Consider the following 19,202-nt stretch of genomic DNA (forward strand, 5'->3'; position numbering starts at 1 on the left):
GATGACTCGTCATCACAGAAGTTGTCGCCCCGCGGACGTCATGTCCTGCGCGGCGGGTCACGCTCGGCTTCGGCGGCGACCACGACGGTGCGGTCGCCGTCCGCGCGCATCCGCTCTCCCGGGTCACCCGGCTTCGGTGAGGACCGCGATGGTGCGGTCACTGTCTGGTGCGGTCGCCGTCCGGCGCGCATTCCGCTCCGGCGGGTCAGCGCGGCTTGTCGGCGAAGGCGGCGACGGTGCGGTCGGCGTACGCGCTGGCGTCGCCATACTCCATGGGGCCGGGCCAGTCCTTGGGGAGGGGGACGGGGACCTCGGGGGCGACCCGCCGGACGATCTCGTCGAGCACCGTCTCGGCGTCGCCGACCCACAGGTGCTTCGCGCCGGGCACGCCGACCACCTCGGCGTGCGGGATCGCGGCGAACCGCTCCTTGGCCTCGGCCGGGCGCAGGTAGTCGTCGTGCTCGGGCACCAGCGCGATCACCGGGCGGCCGGCCTCGGCCCATACCGCCAGATCCTCGGGCTTGCTGAAGCGCAGCGGCGGGGACAGCAGGATCGCGCCGGCGATCGCCGGGTCGCAGCCGTACTTGAGCGCCAGGTCGGTGCCGAAGGACCAGCCGACCAGCCACCGGTTCGGCAGCTCGTGGAACTCGGCGTACTCGATGGCGGCGGCGACGTCGAACCGCTCCCCCACCGCGTTGTCGAACGCGCCCTCGCTGGTGCCGCGCACGCTGCTGGTGCCGCGGCTGTTGAAGCGCAGCACCGCGAGCCCGGCCAGCGCGGGCAGCCGCCAGGCCGCCTTGCGGTAGACGTGGCTGTCCATCATGCCGCCGTGCGTCGGCAGCGGGTGCAGGCAGATCAGGGTGGCGATCGGGTCCCGGTCGGCCGGGAGCGCCAGCTCCCCGACCAGCGTCAACCCGTCGGCGGTATGCAGTTCGATCTCCTCGCGGCGGGCGGGCAGGATCGAGTTGGCACGGATCGCGGTCACGCCTACAGTCTGCCCGCGCGACCGCCCCCGGAACCCCGCCACGTCGCCGTCGTCACACCCGGTCATGCGGAGCCCGCCCCGCTGCGGGCCTTGCGTGCTCAGCCGTAGCGGGGCGCGTTGCGGGACCGCTCGATGTTGGGTTTGCGCTGGTGGCGGCCGCGCCAGCAGTTGGTGTGCCAGTGCCGGCGGTCACCGGCGTCGCCCCAGCCCTGCGACGGCCATGCCACCACGTGCGGCACGCCGGGCCGGATCTCCTGGTGGCACCCCGGGCACCGGTACGTCTTGTCCGAGGTCTCGCCGCTCAGATGCCGGACCGTGAACTCGCCGTCCGGATCGTCGCGCACGTACTCGATCCCGCGCCGGGACATGGTTTCGTCGAGATCGCGCTCCGGGCGATCTCTGTGGTTCCGACGCGGACTCATGTCCTCAACACTACGATGTGTCCCCCCGATGCCAACGATCTTGCGCGAACTGTTAGGGATACGCCCTATTTGGGCGTGTCACACCCACAGTCCGCGCAAGATCGGCGCGGGAGGGACGGGGCGGGTCAGCGGTGGGTGTGGTCGCGGAAGCCGCGGCCGGTTTTACGGCCGAGGTAGCCGGCGGTGACCAGGTGCTCCAGGAGGGGGGCGGGGGCGAAGCCGGGCTCGCGGAGTTCGAGGTAGAGCTCGCGCTGGATGGCGAGGGAGACGTCGAGGCCGACGACGTCGAGCAGCTCGAACGGGCCCATGGGGTAGCCGCAGCCGAGCTTCATGGCGGCGTCGATGTCGTCGGCGGTGGCGTAGCTGGCCTCCAGCATCTTCACCGCGTCGTTCAGGTACGGGAAGAGCAGCGCGTTGACGATGAAGCCGGCCCGGTCGGCGCAGCCCACGGCGGTCTTGCCCAGCCCGGCCACCACCGCGTTGGCGGTGTCCAGGGTGGCGGCGCTGGTGCGGATGGTGCTGACCACCTCGACCAGCGGCATCACCGGGGCGGGGTTGAAGAAGTGCAGGCCGACGACGTCGGCGGGGCGCTGCGTGGCCATGGCGCACTCGACCACCGGCAGGCTGGAGGTGGTGGTGGCCAGCACGGTGCCGGGCTTGCAGATCTCGTCGAGGCTCGCGAACAGGGCCTTCTTGACCGACAGCTCCTCCACCACGGCCTCGACGACCAGGTCGACCTCGGACAGGTGGTCGAGGTTGGTGGACCACACGATCCGGCCGATGGCGGCGTCGCGCTCGGCCTCGGTCAGCTTGCCGCGGACCACGCCCTTGTTGAGCGAGGTCTTGATCTTCTCGCAGGCCTTGGCGGACTTCTCCGCACCGCGCGTGACGCTCAGCACCTCGTAGCCGGCCTTGGCGAAGACCTCGATGATGCCGGTGGCCATGGTGCCGGAGCCGACCACGCCGACCGTCTTGACCGGCCGGGCCGCCCCGGTGCCCCGGCCGGCGGCCGGGGTGAACTCGTCGGCGACGACCACGGGCGAGCCCGGCTTCTCGTAGGTGTAGAAGCCGCGGCCGGACTTGCGGCCGTGCAGGCCCGCGGTGACCATCTGCTTGAGCAGCGGCGCGGGGGCGTGACGCCGGTCGCGGCCGCCGCGGCGGTACATGGTGTCGAGCACCTCGTACGCCGTGTCCAGGCCGATCAGGTCCATCAGCGCCAGCGGGCCCATGGGCAGGCCGCAGCCCTGCTTCATGGCCGCGTCGATGTCCTCGCGGGTGGCGTAGCGGCCCTCGAACATCGTCACGGCGTGGTTGAGGTAGCCGAACAGCAGCGCGTTGGTGATGAAGCCCGCCCGGTCGCTGATGGTGACGTCGACCTTGCCGAGCCGGGCGCACAGCGCCTCCACGTCGGCGACCACGTCCGGCGCGGTCACCACGGTGTGGATGACCTCGACCAGCGTCATCACCGTCGCGGGGTTGAAGAAGTGGATGCCGATCGTCCGGTTGGGGCGCTGCGTGGCGACGGAGATCTCGGTGACCGACAGCGAGCTGGTGTTGGTCGCGAAGATGGTGTGCGGCGGGCAGATCTGGTCCAGCTCGGCGAAGACGGCCCGCTTGAGGTCCAGGCGCTCGGGCACGGCCTCGATCACGATGTCGACGCTGTGCAGCGCAGCCAGGCCCACGTGGAACTCGATCCGGGCGAGCAGCGCGTCGCGGTCCTGCTCGGACAGCTTGCCCTTGGCCACGGCACGATCGGTGGAGCCGGTCAGGTTGGCCCGGCCGCGCTCCAGCGCGGTCTCGTTGACCTCGACGGCCACCACGTCCAGGCCGCTGCGGGCGAACACCTCGACGATGCCGGCACCCATGGTGCCGAGGCCGACCACACCGACCGTTTTGATCTCGCGAGCCACAGTGCTCATCCCATCTCCCGAACGATCGCCAGTTCTTCGGGAGTCTGCCACGGGCACCGCGATCCCACACCGGGTGGTCACAGTGAACATAGCCACTCGGACCTGGCATGGGTGACGGTCGCCAGCCGATGCTACTCCGTAGTAACATAGCTGCTCCGAGCCGCCCCGGTGGCGGTCGTCGGCCGGCGCTACGCGTGACCGCGTACGGCCGCCGCCACCGCCTGCGCGCCCCGGCGGCCCAGCATGATCGTGTAGTGGTTCACGTCGGGCACGTCGGCCTCGACCGTGCCCGGCAGCCACTGCGCCGCGCGGCCGGGAGCGTAGAGGGGCGCGTCGGGCTGGTTGAACATGCCGCGTGGCGCGCGCAGGAACACCGCCGGCCGGGGCAGCGCCCGTGGGGCCATGCCCGGCAGCGCGTAGAGCTCCTGGCCGTCGCGCACCGCCGCCTCCATCCGGCACGCGGCCCGCAGCTGCGGCTCCTGCCCCACCAGGTCGTACGCGATGTACGCGTCCCCGGCCTCCGGCCACGGGTCGAAGGACGGGTGCGCCCGCCACAGCGCCGCGTGCTCGGCGCGACTCGGGAACGTCACCTCCAGCCGGGAGAACACCGCGCCGACGGTGTCCGCGATCGCCTTCTCCAGCACCTCGGGCCCGGCCGACGCGTCGACGCCCGGCGGCAGCGGCAGCGGCGCGCCGCCGTCGACCAGGATCAGGCGCTCGACCAGCTCCGGATGCCGGCGCGCGGTCTCGGCGGCGACGAAGCCGCCCATGGAGTGCCCGGCCAGCACCACCGGGCCGGCGGCGTACGCCCGGATCACCGCGGCGATGTCGGCGGCGTGCGCGGCCATGCCGTACGGGGTGGGCAGGTCCCGGCTGCCGCCGCGACCGCGCAGGTCGACCGCGACGACGCGGTGGTCGCGGCCCAGCTCCTGCGCCACCAGCGTCCACGCGACGTGCGACGAGGTGATGCCGTGCACCGCGACGACCAGCGGCCCGCGCTCGCCCCACACACCGACCCGCAGCTCACCGCCGCGCACGGGCACGCCATCCCTCCGGTACGCGATCTCCGCGCTCATACCCGCCCTCCCGCTGCCCACCTCGACACCCGCCGGCGGCCGCCCGCCGACCCCGCGGATGCTGCCACACCACGCGGGCCGGGACAGTGGCCGCGACCCACATAATCGCGCTGCCCGGTAATCGCGTTGCCCCGCGGGCACCGGGATCGGGACCATACTCCGCATGTCGACTCTCAAGGTCACCGCGGAACGGCTGGTGATCCACCCGCACCCCAACGCCGACGCGCTCGAGCTCGCCGAGGTCGGGCGGCTGCGCGCGGTGGTCGCCAAGGGCGCGTACCGCACCGGCGACCACGCCGTCTACCTGCCCGAAGGCTCCGTGCTCCCGGAGCCGCTCATCGCCGAGCTGGGTCTCACCGGCCGGCTCGCCGGCGCGGGCAAGGACCGCATCACCGCGGTACGCCTGCGCGGCGAGCTCTCCCAGGGCATCGTCTGCCGCCCGAAGGCGCTGGCCGACGTCGACCTGACCGCGGCGGCGGCCGCCGGGACCGACTTCGCCGAGCTGCTCGGCGTCGTGAAGTGGGTCCCGCCGGTGCCGGTGCACCTGGCCGGCGACATCATGCCCGCCCCCGACCTGCTGCCGTGGCTGGAGGTGGAGAACATCCGCCGCTACCCGCACCTGTTCACCCCGGGTGAGCAGGTGATCGCCACCGAGAAGATCCACGGCTCGGCCACGCTGATGACGCTGCTCGCCGCCACCGGCGAGGTGTACGCGTCCTCGAAGGGCTTCGGCAAGCAGCGCCTGGCCATCAAGGAGGCGCCGCACAACCTCTACTGGCGCGCGATCAGGGCCTACGACCTGCCGGCCTTCGCGGCGGCGGTGGCACAGGCGTGCGGCGCGAGCCGGGTCGGCGTGTTCGGCGAGGTGTACGGCCGCGGCGTGCAGGACCTGCCCTACGGCGTGAACGCGGGGGTGCGACCGGGCTACGCGGCCTTCGACGTCGCCGTCGACGACGGGGACGGCGTGCGCTGGCTGGCGCTGGACGAGTACGCGCCGCTCGCAGAGGAGCACGGGGTGCCGCTGGTCCCGGTGCTGTTCCGCGGCGCGTACGACGAGGCGGCGCTGACCGCGCTGGCCGAGGGCGTGGAGACGGTGTCGGGCACCGGCGCGAACCTGCGTGAGGGCCTGGTGGTCCGCCCCGCCGTGGAGCGCTACAGCGAGGTGACCGCCGGGCGCGCCGTCGGCAAGCTGGTCTCCCCCGCCTACCTCACCCGCCGGGGCGGCACCGAGTTCGAGTGACCGGCGCACCGGCAGCACTCCGGTCGCGCTGTGGCACAGCACGGCACGGCCGGAGCACGGCGGTGCGTCGGCGCGCCCGTGGGCCGGCGCCGGTGCGGCTGCGCGAGGTGACAACTTCTGGGTTGTCAGGACAACCCAGAAGTTGTCACGCCGCCCGCGACCGCCGTTTCGGCCCGGTCGGGCTGCCGGCGCGGTAGACGCACTAGCCTGGTGATCGTGCGATATGTCGTGATCACCGGGGTGTCCCGCGGGCTGGGCGAGGCGCTGGTCAACCAGTTCGAGGCCGATCCGGACACCACGGTGGTCGCGCTCGGGCGCAGCTTCAGCGACGCGCAGCGCATCGCCGCCGGGCCCCGGCTGGTGCTGGTGCACTGCGACCTGGCCGAGCCGGCCGGGCTGCCGCACGCCACCGAGCTGGGCGAGCTGCTCGCCGAGGCGGACGAGGTCATCCTGATCCACAACGCCGCCGTGGTGGACCCGATCGGCCCGATCGGCGACCTGTCGGTGGACGACCTGTCCACCGCCGTCGCGGTGAACCTGACCGCGCCCATGCTGCTGACCAACTCGCTGCTGGCGGGGCTGCCGCCGACCGTCGGGCGGGTGCTGGTCATGTTCGTCTCGTCCGGCGCTGCGCACCGGGTCATCGACGGCTGGGCGGCGTACTCGGCCACCAAGCGGGGCGCCGAGGAGTTCTTCGCCCACCTGGCCAAGCAGTATGAGGACGATCCGCGGGTGCGGGTCGAGGTGGTCAACCCGGGCGTGATGGACACCGGCATGCAGGAGACCATCCGGGCGGCCGACTTCGCGGGGCGGCAGCGCTTCCTCGACCTGTACGAGAACGACGAGCTGCCCGACCCGGCCGCGGTCGCCGCGCGCCTGATCGCCGAGCACATCCGGCCCTGAAGATGTTTCGGATTACTCACGAGTAGGCCTAGACTGCGGCCGTGACCACCACTTCCCTGCCGCCCGGCGCCAGCGTCGTCGAAGGCGGCGAGCTGATCTCGACGAACCCCGCCACCGGCGACGAGGTGGCGCGCCTGCCCGTCGCCTCCGCCGCGGACGTGAAGGCCGCCGTCGAGCGGGCGCGGGCCGCCTCGGCCTGGTGGGCGGAGCTGGGCTGGCGGGAGCGCCGGCGGCGGCTGCTGCGCTGGCGCAGCCTGCTGGTCAACCGGATCCACGAGCTGGCCGAGCTGATGCACCGCGAGGGCGGCAAGCCGGTCGACGAGGCGCTGCTGGAGGTCGTGGTCTCGGTCGACCACGCCGCCTGGGCCGCCAAGCACGCCCGCAAGGTGCTCGGCCCGCGCCGGGTGCGCGGCTCCCTGCTGCAGCCGGAGTACGCGGCGCACCTGGAGTACCAGCCGTACGGCGTGATCGGCGTGATCGGCCCCTGGAACTTCCCGATCTTCACCCCGTTCGGGTCGATCGCGTACGCGCTGGCCGCGGGCAACGCGGTGGTCTTCAAGCCGAGCGAGTACACCCCCGCGATCGGCCAGTTCTACGTGGACGCCTTCGCCGAGGTGGTGCCGGAGCACCCGGTGCTGCAGATCGTGCACGGCACCGGCGAGGTCGGCGCGGCGCTGTGCCGTTCCGGCGTGGACAAGCTGGCCTTCACCGGCTCGGGCCGCACCGGCGCGAAGGTGATGGCGGCCTGCGCCGAGACGCTGACGCCGGTGCTGATCGAGTGCGGCGGCAAGGACGCCCTGATCGTGGCCGACGACGCCGACCTGGACGCGGCGGCCGAGGCCGCGGCGTGGGGCGCCAACTTCAACGCGGGCCAGGCCTGCGTCGGCATCGAGCGGGCGTACGTGCACGAGCGGGTCTACGACGCGTTCCTGGAGAAGCTGGTCGCCCGCACCGAGCGGCTCGCCCTCGGCGAGCAGGTCGGCCCGATCACCATGCCCGGCCAGCGCGACATCATCGCCCGGCACATCGACGACGCGCTGAGCAGCGGCGGCCGCGCCCTGGTCGGCGGCCCGGACTCGGTGCGCGGGGCGTACGTCAAGCCCACCGTCCTGATCGACGTGCCGGAGAGCTCGGCGGCGGTGCGCGAGGAGACGTTCGGCCCGACCATCACCGTCACCAAGGTCGCCGGTGTGGACGAGGCGATCGCGCTCGCCAACGACACCGCGTACGGCCTCGGCTCGGCGGTGTTCTCCAAGCGCCAGGGGATGGCGATCGCGCGCCGGCTGCGTACCGGCATGACCGCGGTGAACTCGGCCTTCTCCTTCGCGGTGCTGCCCACGCTGCCCTTCGGCGGCGTCGGCGCGTCCGGCTTCGGCCGCATCCACGGCGCCGACGGCCTGCGCGAGTTCACCCGCGCCAAGGCCATCGCCCGCCGCCGCCTGCCCAGCGTCCCCGCCCTGCTCACCTTCGAGCGCAAACCCTCGGGCGTGAAGCTCGCCCTCTCCGTGGTCAAACTGCTCCACGGCCGCAATCGCTGACCAAGATCCCGTCGATCTTGCGCGAAGTGTTAGGGGTTCGTCCCTTTGGAGCGTGTCGTCCCCACAGTTCGCGCAAGATCGGCGGGTCAGAAGAGGGTCAGTTCGTCTTTCTTGGTGCCGCGGAGGCGGTCGTAGTCGACTACGACGCAGCGGATTCCCCGGTCCTCGGCCAGGACGCGGGCCTGGGGTTTGATCTCCTGGGCGGCGAAGATGCCGGCGACGGGGGTCAGCAGCGGGTCGCGGTTGAGGAGCTCCAGGTATCTGGTGAGCTGCTCGACGCCGTCGATCTCGCCGCGACGTTTGATCTCGACGGCGACGTGGGCGCCGGCGGCGTCGCGGCAGAGCAGGTCCACCGGGCCGATGGCGGTCATGTACTCGCGGCGGACCAGGCTGAAGCCCTCGCCGAAGGTGTGCGGGGCGGCGGCCAGCAGCTCCTGTAGGTGGGCTTCGACGCCGTCCTTCTGCAGGCCGGGGTCGGGGCCGAACACGTGCGAGGAGTCCTCGAAGACCTCTTCGAGCTGGATGCGCAGCTCCTCGCCGGCCTTGTTGACCACGCGCCAGACGCCGGGGGACTCCTCCAGGCGGCAGGGCGGGCTCATCCAGTTGAGCGGCTTGTACGCCCGGTCGTCGGCGTGGATCGAGACCGAGCCGTCCGCCTTGACGATGAGCAGGCGCTTGGCGGACGGGAGGTGGGAGGAGAGCCGGCCGACGTAATCGACGGTGCACCGGGCGATGACGAGACGCACCGAACCAGCCTAAGGGACGCGTTCGTGAGGTGGCGCTCGCATACCCTGGCGCGTACGGGGCATGCTGGGGGCGTGCTCGAACTTCTGACCGGCACCGGTCTGGCCACCGCGGCGGGGCTCAACGCCTACATCCCGCTGCTGGTGATCGGCCTGCTGGACCGGTACACGAACCTGATCAATCTGCCCTCGGCGTGGGCGTGGCTGGGCAACGGCTGGGTGCTGATGATCCTCGCCGTGCTGCTGGCGATCGAGTTCGTGGCGGACAAGGTGCCGGCGGTGGACAGCGTCAACGACATCGTGCAGACCGTGGTCCGGCCGACCGCGGGCGGCATGGCGTTCGCCGCGGGGTCGGGCTCGGAGACGGTGACGGTCACCGACCCGTCGGCGCTGTGGACCGAGAAGCTGTGGATACCGATCGTGATCGGGTTGCTGATCGCGCTGACCGTGCACGGCGCCAAGGCCACCGCCCGCCCGGTGCTGAACGTGGCCACGGTCGGCATGGCCGCGCCGGTGGTGTCGACGGTCGAGGACGGGGCCAGCACCGGCCTGTCCGTGGTGGCCATCGTCGTCCCGGCGCTGGTGGTGCTCTGCCTGTTCGCCCTGGTCTGGTGGATGTTCGCGATGGCGAGGCGGCGGCGCCGGCGCCGGGTGGCCGGTGCGCTCTCGGAAAAGTAGCATCGTGCGCAGGCGTGGCGAAAGGTGTGTAAACGGGCGAAAACGTCATACTTCGCGGAGGTAGTCCGACGATCCCCCGTGGAGGTGCCGTGGCCAGCGTCGCCGAGGTCAAAGCCGCCATCGATGCCGCCATGCTGCATGTGCAGGAAGGCCAGGACGCGGTCCGTTCCGCCAACGACCGGCTGGGCGAGGCGCAGCTCAGCCTTGCCACCGCGGTCGAGGGATCCGGGCACGAGGCCGTGACCGCCGCACAGGCCGCACTCGCCCAGGCCGCCTCGGAGCTCGAGGAGTGCCTCACCGCGACGCTGCACGCGGTCGAGCAGGCCGAGAACTATGTCGCGACGTTGTGAGCCCGTCATGAGCCAGCCGGACATCAGGAAGGCCGCGGCTCGCCCGAGCGGGCGCGGCGCGCGAATCAGCGGGCTCGGGCCGGCTCCGGCCGCCGCCGAGCGTAGCGGGGAGCAGGCATGAGCCTCGTCCAGGACCTCGCCGACCAGCTGCGGGTGGCCCGCGAGGAGCTGCCGCTGCCGCAGGTCTCCGCCGCCGCCGAGCGGCTGCGCACCGCCACCGGCCTGCTGGCCTGGGTGCTGCACCACAGCACCACGCCGGTGAGCGTGCCCGACCTCAGCCGGGCCGTCGAGCGGCTCGACCACGCCGCCGCCGCGCTGCGCGTGGCCCAGGACCGGCTGGACGAGTACGCGCTCGCGCTGGGCATGCCGGTGGACGCCCACGGGCGCCCCGACGAGGCCTGGCACGCCGTCCCGGCCCAGCCGGTGCGCGGCGAGGCCACCGGCTCCTCCGACTGCCGCCTGGCCGACTGGTGGGGCGAGCGCGTCGCCCTGGTGACCGGTGAGGAGTTCTCCGCCGGCACGCTGACCGCCGACCGCGCCGACGCCGCGCAGTCCAGCGTCGAGCTGCTGCGCCGCTGCGTCCAGGCGGCCCACGACGGCGACCGCCGCCGGCTGCACCGCCACCTCGCCGCCGCCGGCCCCGCCGTCGGGCTCGGCCTGTCGGCCATCGCCCCGCCGCTGCTGCGGCAGCTCGCCATGGACCTGGTCGGCTACCCGCCGCGGCTGGAGGACCTGGCGCGGGTACGCCGGGCCGCCCTGCCGCTGCCCGCGGAGCTGCTGCCGCAGCTGCCCCCCGACGCGGCCGGGGAGATCGTGGCGCGGATCTGCCACACCCGCCCCCAGCGCACCGCCGACCGGGGCCCGGTGCACCCGGTCGACTCCGCCACCGCCGCCGCGCTGCTGGTCGCGGCGCTGCTGCGGGCCAACGGCCGCACGGCCGACGAGCTGGACGGGGTCGTCGCGGCCGAGCAGGCCGCGGCCGGGGCCGCCCAGCAGCGGGCCACCGAGCGCGCCGAGGTCAACCGGGCCGCGCTGCGCATCACCGACAGCGGCCGCCGCCGTTCCGCCGTCGACGAGCTGGGCCGGGTGCCGCGGCCCGCGGCCCGCCGTCGCAGCGGTGGCTGAGCAGGCGGCCGCGACCCCGCCGACCAGCCGAGGGATCGTCGCGGCGGTACGCAGGGAACTCGCCGCGGCGCGGCATGCCGCGCGCGCCATGCAGGCGGCCACCGCCGCCGCCCGGGTCGCCGCGGTGACCCAGCTCGACGCGGTACGCCGTTCGGCGCCCAAGCGCCGCGCCGCGCTGGACGCGGCACGCGACGCCGCGCTCGCCGAGGCGCGGGCGCGCTGGGAGCGGGAGGGCGCGAAGCTCACGTCCGCCCTGTCCGGGCTGGCCGAGGCGGCCGCGCCGGGCACCGCGGGCAGCCCGTGGGCGCAGTGGCGACCCGGCACGAAGCCCGACCAGCAGGCCGGGCTCGCCCCCGGGCTGCTGCGCATCGGCACCCTGGCCCACCCGGCCGGACGCACCGTCCCCGCGCTGGTCCCGCTGCTGGACACGGCGCACCTGAGCGTGTCCGGCGACGCCCCCAGCGCCGCCGACGGGCTCATCGGGGCGCTGCTGCTGCGCGCGCTGGCCAGCGTGCCGCCGGGCGCGATGCGGATCAGCGTGTACGACCCGGGCCAGCTCGGCGGTGCGCTGGCCGGGCTCGCCCCGCTGGCCCCGGCCGGGCTGATCTCCTACCTCGGGCCGGGTGGGCTCGCCCCGCTGCTCGACGACCTCGCCGAGCAGATCCGCCGCATCAACGAGAACGTGCTCGGCGGCGTCTACCTGAGCGTGGCCGAGCTGGCCGCGGAGACCGGCCGCCGGCCCGAGCCGTGGCGGGTGGCGGTGCTGCTGGCCGACCCGAACGGCGCCGAGCTGACCCGGGCCGAGCGCGCCCAGCTGGACCGGGTCGCCCGGACCGGCGTCGCGGCGGGCGTACACCTGATCAGCCGCGGCATCGAGCTGACCGGCGACGGCATCGAGACGATCACCGTACGGGCCGACGGCGCCGCCCGGACCAGCCTCACCGGCGAGATCCCGGTGAAGCTCGACGCGGGCCCGGCGCAGACCCTGCTCACCGGCGTCTGCCGGGCGCTGGCCGAGCAGGCCACCGCCGGGCCGCCGCCGGTGCCGTTCGCGGCGCTGCTGCCCGACGAGATCTGGCGGCAGTCCTCGGCCGAGGCGCTGCGCGCGCCGATCGGCGAGGGCACCGACGGGCGGCTGGTCGAGCTGGTGCTCGGCGACGACCCGCCGCACGCGCTCATCGGCGGCCCGTCCGGCTCCGGCAAGACGAACCTGCTCTACTGCTGGCTGGCGGCGCTGGCCACCCGCTACTCCCCCGACGAGCTGTCGCTGCACCTGCTCGACTTCAAGGAGGGCGTGTCGTTCGCCCGGTTCGCCCCGGGCACCCGCGACCCGAGCTGGCTGCCGCAGGTGCGCCTGGTCGGCGTGAACGTCAACAGCGACCGGGAGTTCGGCCTGGCGCTGCTGCGCCACCTGGCCGAGGAGCTCAAGCGCCGGGCCGCCGCGGCCAAGCAGCACGAGGCGACCAAGCTGTCCGAGCTGCGCGCCGAGGACCCGACCGGGAGCTGGCCGCGCGTGGTCGCCGTGATCGACGAGTTCCAGGTGCTGCTCGGCGCCCGCGACGCGGTCACCAACGAGGCGGTCGACCTGCTGGAGGACCTGGCCCGCCGGGGCCGCTCGCAGGGCATCCACCTGGTGCTGGCCAGCCAGGACGTGTCCGGCATCGAGGCGCTCTGGGGCCGCTCCGGCCTGGTCTCGCAGTTCACGCTGCGCATCGCGCTGCCCAAGGCGCGCCGGATCCTGTCCGACGTGAACCTCGCCGCCGAGCTCATCCCGCGCTGCCACGCCGTGGTCAACGCCGACTCCGGCGTGCCGTCGGCCAACACCATCGTGCGGCTGCCCGACGCGGGCGACCGCGCGACCTGGCTCGGCCTGCAGGAGCAGCTGTGGGCGGCCCGGCCGGAGGGCAGCGAGCCGCCGCGGCTGTTCGACGGCGACGCCCGGCCCCTGTTTCCGCTGCTCCCGCCGCCGCCCGCGCCGGAGCTGCCCGCCTCGGTCGGCGCGGTGGCGCTGCTCGGCGAGACCATCGACGTCACCGGCCGCCCGGCCACGCTCCGGCTGAACCGCGCTCCGGGCCGCAACCTCGCCGTGCTCGGCACCCGCGTCGACGAGGCCTGCGCGGTGCTGCTCGCGGCGGGCCACGCGCTGGGCAGCCAGCACGCGCCCGGCTCGGCCCGGTTCAGCGTGCTGTGCCTGGACTCCGACGCCGCCACCGCGGCCAAGTCCCTGCACAGCGCCCTGAGCGCCCGCCACCGCACCGAGTGGTACGACGCCGACAGCGTGACCGGCCTGCTGGCCGAGCTCGCCCAGGAGTGCCGCGACGGGGCGCCTCCCGCCGCGCGTGAGCAGGTGCACTACGTGTTCGGCTTCGCCCTGGACGCCGTCGCCGGGCGGCTGGCCGCCAAGCCGGGCCCGGGGCAGCCCAGCGGCCACGAGCTGCTGCGCACCGTGCTGGCCCGGGGGCCGGAACGGCGTACCCACCTGCTGTGCTGGTGGCGCACGGTGGCCAGGCTGCGCGACGATCTCGGCGGCCCGGGGGCCCGCTTCGACGCCATCGGCGCGTGGGTGGCGCTCGACGTGCACGGCCCCGAGCTGTCCGCGCTCTACCCGCAGCCGGGCGGACCGGCCTGGCATCCGCGCGTCGGCCGGGCCCTGCACTTCGACCGCGCCGTCCAGCACCGCGCGCAGATCATCATCCCGTACGAGGTGGCGCCGTGACCGCTACGCCCGCGACCCGCTACCGGGCGCTCGTGGCCGACCTGGTCACCGCGTCGCGGCGGCACGAGACCGCGCTCACCGCGGCGGGCCAGTCCCATGCCGACGGCGTCGCCACCATCGAGCACGACCTGCTCTCGGCCGACGACGCGGTGATCGCCGCGACGGCGCGGGCCGCCCACGCCCAGCGGCTGGTGGCGCAGACCGACCTCGCGGCGGGCGCGCTGTGGGACGAGCTGAAGCAGGTACGCGGCCGCCGCGGCCGCCGCCTGGGCCCCGTGCCCGGCCCGGTGCCGCTGCCCGACCAGCCGCCGGCGCCGTCCCCCGACCCGATCGCGCTGCTGGAGGCCGCCGCCGCCCGCATCGACCGGGCCCGGCACGGCGGCGAGAAGCTGCCGCCGCTGATCCTGCCGCTGCTGTTCGCGCTCGGCGCCGCCTGCGCCGCGGTGGTGGCCCTGATCGCGGTGTTCCTGCAGGGCCACGGCCCGTTCGGCCTGCTGGCCGGCTGGCTGGCCCTGCTCGGCGCCCCGCTGTCCGGCCTGCTCCCCGCCCGCGAGCTGGCCGACCACCTCTTCGGCGCGCGACTCGACCCCGGCGCCATCGGCCTGATCATCCTCGCCGGCATGCTCTCCACCGCCGCCCTCACCCTCGCCTAGATCACCTGACTTGCCTGGCACCTGTGCGTATCTTGAGCGCGCGTACGCCCATGTGCCTGGCAAGTCGGACGATCTCGGGCCTCAGGGGAGGGTGCGGGACTGGCGGACGACGGTGACGAGCTCGTCCATGATGTCGGTGAGGGCGAAGTCCTTGGGGGTGAAGACGCGGGCCACCCCGGCCTCGCGCAGCACCTCGGCGTCCTGGTCCGGGATGATGCCGCCGACCACGACCGGCACGTCGGACAGGCCCGCTTCGGCCAGGCCGCGCAGCACCGCCGGGACGGCGTTGAGGTGCGAGCCGGACAGCACGGACAGGCCGACCAGGTCCACGTCCTCCTGCGCCGCGGCGGCCACGATCTGGGCCGGGGTCAGCCGGATGCCCTGGTAGACGACCTCGAACCCGGCGTCGCGGGCGCGTACGGCGATCTGCTCGGCGCCGTTGGAGTGGCCGTCGAGGCCCGGCTTGCCGACGAGCAGGCGCAGCGCCGATCGGCCCAGCTCGCGGGCGGTGGCGTGCACGCGCTCGCGGACGCGGGCCAGCGACCCGTCGCCGCCGCCGGAGACGCCGCTGCTCAGGCCGGTGGGCGCGCGGTACTCGCCGAAGACCTCGCGCAGCACGCCCGCCCACTCGCCGGTGGTGACCCCGGCCCGCACGCACTCCAGCGTGGCGGGCATCAGGTTGCGGACCCCGGCCGCGTCGGCGCGCAGCCGGTCCAGCGCGTCGGCGGCGGCCGAGGCGTCGCGCTCGGACCGCCAGCGCTGCACGGCCTCGATCGCGGCCTTCTCCACCGCCGGGTCGACCTGCTCGATGGCCTGCGCCCCGGCCGCGGTGAGCGGTGACGGCTCGGTCTCGGTGTACCGGTTGACGCCGACGATGACGTCCTGTCCCGACTCGATCCGGCGGCGGCGCTCGGCCAGCGAGCCGACCAGGGCGCTCTTGAGGAACCCGCTCTCCACCGCGGCGACCGCGCCGCCCAGGTCGAGCACCTCGGCGAGCTGCCTGCGGGCCCCGTCGGCGATCTCGTCGACCAGCGCCTCGACCACATGGGACCCCGCGAACAGGTCGGGATATTCGAGCAGGTCCGACTCGTACGCCAGCACCTGCTGCAGCCGCAGCGACCACTGCTGGTCCCACGGGCGGGGCAGGCCGAGTGCCTCGTTCCAGGCGGGCAGCTGCACGGCGCGGGCGCGGGCGTCGCGGGACAGGGTGACGCCGAGCATCTCCAGCACGATGCGGGCGATGTTGTTCTCCGGCTGCGACTCGGTCAGCCCCAGCGAGTTGACCTGCACGCCGTAGCGCAGCCGCCGCTGCTTGGCGTCGGTGACGCCGTACCGGTCGCGGGTGATCTCGTCCCAGAGCCGGCCGAAGGCCCGCATCTTGGCGGTCTCCTCGACGAAGCGCACGCCGGAGTTGACGAAGAAGGAGACACGCTGCACCACGTCGCCCATGCGCTCGGGCGCGACCTGGCCGCCGTCGCGCACCCGGTCCAGCACCGCGACCGCGGTGGCCAGCGCGAAGCCGACCTCCTGCACCGGCGTCGCCCCGGCCTCCTGCAGGTGGTACGAGCAGATGTTGACCGGGTTCCAGGCCGGCGCGTTGGCGACGGTCCACGCGACCACGTCGGTGGTCAGCCGCAGTGACGGGCCGGGCGGGAAGATGTACGTCCCGCGCGACAGGTACTCCTTGATGATGTCGTTCTGCGTGGTGCCGGCCAGCGACTCCGGCGACGCGCCCTGCTCGGCGGCGACGGTGACGTAGAGCGCGAGCAGCCACATCGCGGTGGCGTTGATGGTCATGCTGGTGTTCGCGGCGGCCAGGTCGATGCCGTCGAACAGCTCCCGCGCGTCGCCCAGGTGCGCCACCGGCACGCCCACCCGGCCCACCTCGCCCGCGGCGAGCTCGTGGTCGGGGTCGTACCCGGTCTGGGTGGGCAGGTCGAACGCGACGGACAGGCCGGTCTGGCCCTTGGCCAGGTTCCGCCGGAAGAGCGCGTTGGTGGCCGCCGCGTGCGAGTGGCCGGCGTACGTGCGCATGACCCAGGGACGATCCCGGTCGGCGAGGCGAGGCTGCTCCATACGCCGATGCTAAGTGAACGTTCAGTAACTTGTGCCGGTGAACATTGTCACTGGGGAACGCGTCACCGCCGTCCATGGCCGCAGGGGCCCCGTGCGGGCCTCGCGTAGGGTGCCGGTGTGACTGACGAAGAGCTGGCCATCAGCGTCTCCGGGCTGCGCAAGTCCTATGGGGACAACGTCGCCGTCGCGGGCGTCGACCTGGCCGTCCCCCGGGGCGAGGTGTTCGCCCTGCTCGGCCCGAACGGGGCGGGCAAGACCACCACGGTCGAGATCCTGGAGGGGTTCCGGCAGCGCGACGCGGGCGACGTGACGGTGCTCGGCGTCGATCCGGCGAAGGCCGACCGGGACTGGCGCCGCCGCGTGGGCATCGTGCTGCAGGGCACCGGCGAGTTCGACGAGCTGAAGGTGGCCGAGGTGGTCCGCCACTTCGCGCGCTTCTACCCTGACCCGGCCGACCCCGACGAGGTCATCGCCCGCGTCGGCCTCGGCGACAAGGCCGGCGCGCGTACGCACACGCTCTCCGGTGGCCAGAAGCGCCGGCTCGACGTGGCGCTGGGCATCATCAGCCGGCCCGAGGTGCTGTTCCTGGACGAGCCGACGACCGGCTTCGACCCGGCCGCGCGGCGCGAGTTCTGGGACCTGATCCGCGCCCTCTCGCACACCGGCACCACCATCCTGCTCACCACGCACTACCTCGACGAGGCGGAGGCGCTCGCCGACCGGGTCGGCGTGATCGCGCACGGCTCCCTGATCGCCGTGTCCACCCCGGGCGAGCTGGGCGGGCGGCACCTGGCCACCGCCACGGTGAGCTGGCGCGACGCGACCGGCACGCGCACCGAGGACACCGACCGCCCCACCGAGACGGTGCAGCGGCTGGCCGCCGAGTTCGGCGGCGAGGTGCCGGAGCTGACCGTCACCCGGCCCACGCTGGAGGACATCTACCTGAAGATGATCGGCGAGAACGGCGAGGAGCGGGCATGAGCGAGCCCACCATGCGGCGCAGCCAGGCTCAGGCCGCCGACGAGCGCAGCGAGGAGAAGGCGTGAGCGGGTTGAATCTCGCCCTGGCCCAGGGCGGCATCGAGTTCAAGCAGTTCGTGCGGACGCGGGAGTCGCTGGTCTTCACGCTGCTGTTCCCGGTGGTGCTGATGTTCATCTTCGGGTCGATCTTCGGGAACATCGTGATCACCCCGCCCGGCGAGATCCCCCAGGTCACGCTCTCGCAGTACTTCGTCACCGGCATGATCGCCTCGGGCATCATGGCCACCGGGTTCCAGAACCTGGCCATCACCATCCCGATCGAGCGCGACCGCGGCGTGCTCAAGCGCTACCGCGGCACGCCGATGCCGAAGTGGGTCTTCTTCGCCGGCAAGATCCTGTGCGTGGCGGCGCTCGCGCTGATCTCCATCGTGATGCTGCTGGCCGTCGCGGTCGCCTTCTACGACATCCACCTGCCCGACACCGGGCAGAAGTGGTTCACCTTCGCCTGGGTCAGCGTGCTCGGCCTGATCTCGTGCACCCTGTGCGGCATCGCGTTCTCCGGCGTGGCCAAGACCGGCCGGGCCGGGCCCGCCGTGGTCACCCCGATCGCGCTGATCCTGCAGTTCACCTCGGGCGTGTTCTTCGAGTACAAGGACCTGCCGCACTGGATGCAGCAGTTCGCGGCGCTGTTCCCGCTCAAGTGGATGTGCCAGGGCCTGCGCAGCGTCTTCCTGCCGGAGTCCTTCGCCTCCCAGGAGGTGGCCGGCTCGTACGAGCTCGGCCGGGTGGCCCTGGTCCTCGCCGCCTGGTGCGTCGGCGGCCTGGTGCTGTGCCTGCTCGGCTTCCGCTGGACGACCAAGCGGGAGGGCTGATGGAGCGCCGCCGGGTGCTGGGCATCGCCGCGGGGGTGACCGTCGGCGCCGCGGCGCTCGGCGGCGCCGCGTACTGGTTCAGCCGCCCCGACGACCAGGAGACCGCCGCCCGGCTGATCCCCGACGTGCCGCTCGGCGACGAGCGGCTGGAGCAGCGCGAGTCCGCCGCGCGCGGGCGCACGGTGGACTTCTACACCGCCGTGCCCGACGGCCACGGCGACGGCCGCGGGCTGCCCGTCTGCCTGGTGCTGCACGGCGCCTCGGCCACCGCCGCGAACTTCCCCGGCTTCGGCTTCGGCCGCTTCCTCACCGACGCCGTACGCCGCGGCGTGCCGCCGTTCGTGCTGGCCGGGGCCACCGGCGGGCGGCTGCGCTGGGAGCCCTCCGGCGCCGACGACCCGCAGCGCATGGCGTACGAGGAGCTGCCGGCCTGGTGCGCCGAGCGGGGCTTCGACACCACCCGCATCGCGCTGTGGGGCTGGTCCATGGGCGGCTACGGCGTGCTGCGGCTGGCCCAGCACCAGCCGGGCCGGTTCCGGGCGGTGGCGGCGTTCTCCCCCGCGGTCAGCCGCGGCGACCGCGTCTTCGCCGGCGCGGCTGGGCTCGCCGGGACGCCGGTCGCCCTGTGGTGCGGCGCGCAGGACGACTTCTACGACGACGTGAAGGCGCTGGCCGGCACCATCCCCGGCGCGCGCACCGCGTACGCCGAGGGCGGCCACACCCGCACGTACTGGAACTCGGTCACCCCGGCCGCCTTCGACTTCCTCGGCCGCGCCCTCTCCACCCCGCGCCTTTAATAGACGTTGGCCTATCTGGATGACAAAATCATGATCGGAGTCATCCAGATGGTCCGCGACGACCGTGGTGCCGTTGCGGCCCTGTCCGGCGACTACCTGACCGCGGTCCTGGAAGGCGGCGAGGACGTGCTCAATGTC

The 19,202-nt window shown here is 73.7% G+C and carries 17 protein-coding genes; 11 read left to right on the forward strand and 6 right to left on the reverse strand.

The window, feature by feature from the left end:
• Window positions 1–205: 205 nt before the first annotated feature.
• From AB0J67_RS31050 to AB0J67_RS31065, 4 genes are all read right to left on the reverse strand, one after another.
• Complete coding sequence (locus AB0J67_RS31050) at window positions 206–1,051, reverse strand: alpha/beta hydrolase (protein ID WP_363487500.1); 846 nt, start codon at window positions 1,049–1,051, stop codon at window positions 206–208.
• A 32-nt stretch (window positions 1,052–1,083) separates the two neighbouring features.
• Entirely contained in the window at window positions 1,084–1,407 is a 324-nt protein-coding gene (locus tag AB0J67_RS31055) for a hypothetical protein (protein ID WP_363487502.1), read from the reverse strand.
• Between the two features lie 125 nt (window positions 1,408–1,532).
• Entirely contained in the window at window positions 1,533–3,317 is a 1,785-nt protein-coding gene (locus AB0J67_RS31060; RefSeq protein ID WP_363487532.1) for a 3-hydroxybutyryl-CoA dehydrogenase, read from the reverse strand.
• A 188-nt stretch (window positions 3,318–3,505) separates the two neighbouring features.
• Entirely contained in the window at window positions 3,506–4,393 is an 888-nt protein-coding gene (locus tag AB0J67_RS31065; RefSeq protein ID WP_363487504.1) for an alpha/beta hydrolase, read from the reverse strand.
• Window positions 4,394–4,556: 163 nt separating this feature from the next.
• On the opposite strand from AB0J67_RS31065, the gene AB0J67_RS31070 reads away from it, so the two are divergent.
• The 3 genes from AB0J67_RS31070 (at window position 4,557) to AB0J67_RS31080 (ending at window position 8,074) form a co-directional block, all read left to right on the forward strand.
• Window positions 4,557–5,633 (forward strand): RNA ligase (ATP), encoded by a 1,077-nt coding sequence (locus tag AB0J67_RS31070; protein ID WP_363487506.1) that lies wholly within the window; start codon window positions 4,557–4,559, stop codon window positions 5,631–5,633.
• Between the two features lie 216 nt (window positions 5,634–5,849).
• Complete coding sequence (locus AB0J67_RS31075; protein WP_363487508.1) at window positions 5,850–6,536, forward strand: SDR family NAD(P)-dependent oxidoreductase; 687 nt, start codon at window positions 5,850–5,852, stop codon at window positions 6,534–6,536.
• 41 nt (window positions 6,537–6,577) lie between these two features.
• Window positions 6,578–8,074 carry an aldehyde dehydrogenase family protein gene (locus AB0J67_RS31080; protein WP_363487510.1) on the forward strand — a complete coding sequence of 499 codons (1,497 nt, stop codon included), beginning with the start codon at window positions 6,578–6,580 and terminating at the stop codon, window positions 8,072–8,074.
• Window positions 8,075–8,160: 86 nt separating this feature from the next.
• Here AB0J67_RS31080 and nucS read toward each other — a convergent pair whose 3' ends face one another.
• Complete coding sequence (gene nucS, locus AB0J67_RS31085) at window positions 8,161–8,820, reverse strand: endonuclease NucS (RefSeq protein ID WP_363487512.1); 660 nt, start codon at window positions 8,818–8,820, stop codon at window positions 8,161–8,163.
• Window positions 8,821–8,892: 72 nt separating this feature from the next.
• Between nucS and AB0J67_RS31090 the strand changes: the two genes are divergently transcribed.
• The 5 genes from AB0J67_RS31090 (at window position 8,893) to AB0J67_RS31110 (ending at window position 14,339) form a co-directional block, all read left to right on the forward strand.
• On the forward strand, window positions 8,893–9,495 hold the full coding sequence (locus AB0J67_RS31090; RefSeq protein WP_363487514.1) for a DUF4126 domain-containing protein: 603 nt from the start codon (window positions 8,893–8,895) through the stop codon (window positions 9,493–9,495).
• Between the two features lie 89 nt (window positions 9,496–9,584).
• Window positions 9,585–9,845: a hypothetical protein gene (locus AB0J67_RS31095; RefSeq protein ID WP_363487516.1), complete on the forward strand. Its 261-nt coding sequence runs from the start codon at window positions 9,585–9,587 to the stop codon at window positions 9,843–9,845.
• Window positions 9,846–9,962: 117 nt separating this feature from the next.
• Window positions 9,963–10,970, forward strand: a complete 1,008-nt coding sequence (locus tag AB0J67_RS31100) for a hypothetical protein (RefSeq protein WP_363487518.1) — start codon at window positions 9,963–9,965, stop codon at window positions 10,968–10,970.
• Window positions 10,963–13,686: an FtsK/SpoIIIE domain-containing protein gene (locus tag AB0J67_RS31105; RefSeq protein WP_363487520.1), complete on the forward strand. Its 2,724-nt coding sequence runs from the start codon at window positions 10,963–10,965 to the stop codon at window positions 13,684–13,686. Before AB0J67_RS31100 ends, AB0J67_RS31105 begins: the two co-directional genes overlap by 8 nt.
• Window positions 13,683–14,339, forward strand: a complete 657-nt coding sequence (locus AB0J67_RS31110; RefSeq protein ID WP_363487522.1) for a hypothetical protein — start codon at window positions 13,683–13,685, stop codon at window positions 14,337–14,339. The genes AB0J67_RS31105 and AB0J67_RS31110 overlap by 4 nt, the downstream gene beginning before the upstream one ends.
• An 81-nt stretch (window positions 14,340–14,420) precedes the next feature.
• Here AB0J67_RS31110 and AB0J67_RS31115 read toward each other — a convergent pair whose 3' ends face one another.
• A complete protein-coding gene (locus AB0J67_RS31115) occupies window positions 14,421–16,415 on the reverse strand; it encodes a protein meaA (protein ID WP_363487524.1) in 1,995 nt (664 codons plus the stop codon).
• Window positions 16,416–16,532: 117 nt separating this feature from the next.
• Here AB0J67_RS31115 and AB0J67_RS31120 point away from each other — a divergent pair, with 117 nt between their 5' ends.
• From AB0J67_RS31120 to AB0J67_RS31130, 3 genes are all read left to right on the forward strand, one after another.
• The gene (locus AB0J67_RS31120) at window positions 16,533–17,396 is read left to right on the forward strand and encodes an ABC transporter ATP-binding protein (RefSeq protein WP_363487526.1); all 864 of its coding nucleotides are present in this window, start codon (window positions 16,533–16,535) and stop codon (window positions 17,394–17,396) included.
• A 61-nt stretch (window positions 17,397–17,457) separates the two neighbouring features.
• The gene (locus AB0J67_RS31125) at window positions 17,458–18,267 is read left to right on the forward strand and encodes an ABC transporter permease (RefSeq protein WP_363487528.1); all 810 of its coding nucleotides are present in this window, start codon (window positions 17,458–17,460) and stop codon (window positions 18,265–18,267) included.
• Window positions 18,267–19,064 (forward strand): alpha/beta hydrolase-fold protein, encoded by a 798-nt coding sequence (locus tag AB0J67_RS31130; protein ID WP_363487530.1) that lies wholly within the window; start codon window positions 18,267–18,269, stop codon window positions 19,062–19,064. Before AB0J67_RS31125 ends, AB0J67_RS31130 begins: the two co-directional genes overlap by 1 nt.
• The last annotated feature ends 138 nt before the right edge of the window (window positions 19,065–19,202 follow it).

The sequence above is a fragment of the Catellatospora sp. NPDC049609 genome, assembly GCF_040675365.1.
Taxonomy (GTDB): domain Bacteria; phylum Actinomycetota; class Actinomycetes; order Mycobacteriales; family Micromonosporaceae; genus Catellatospora.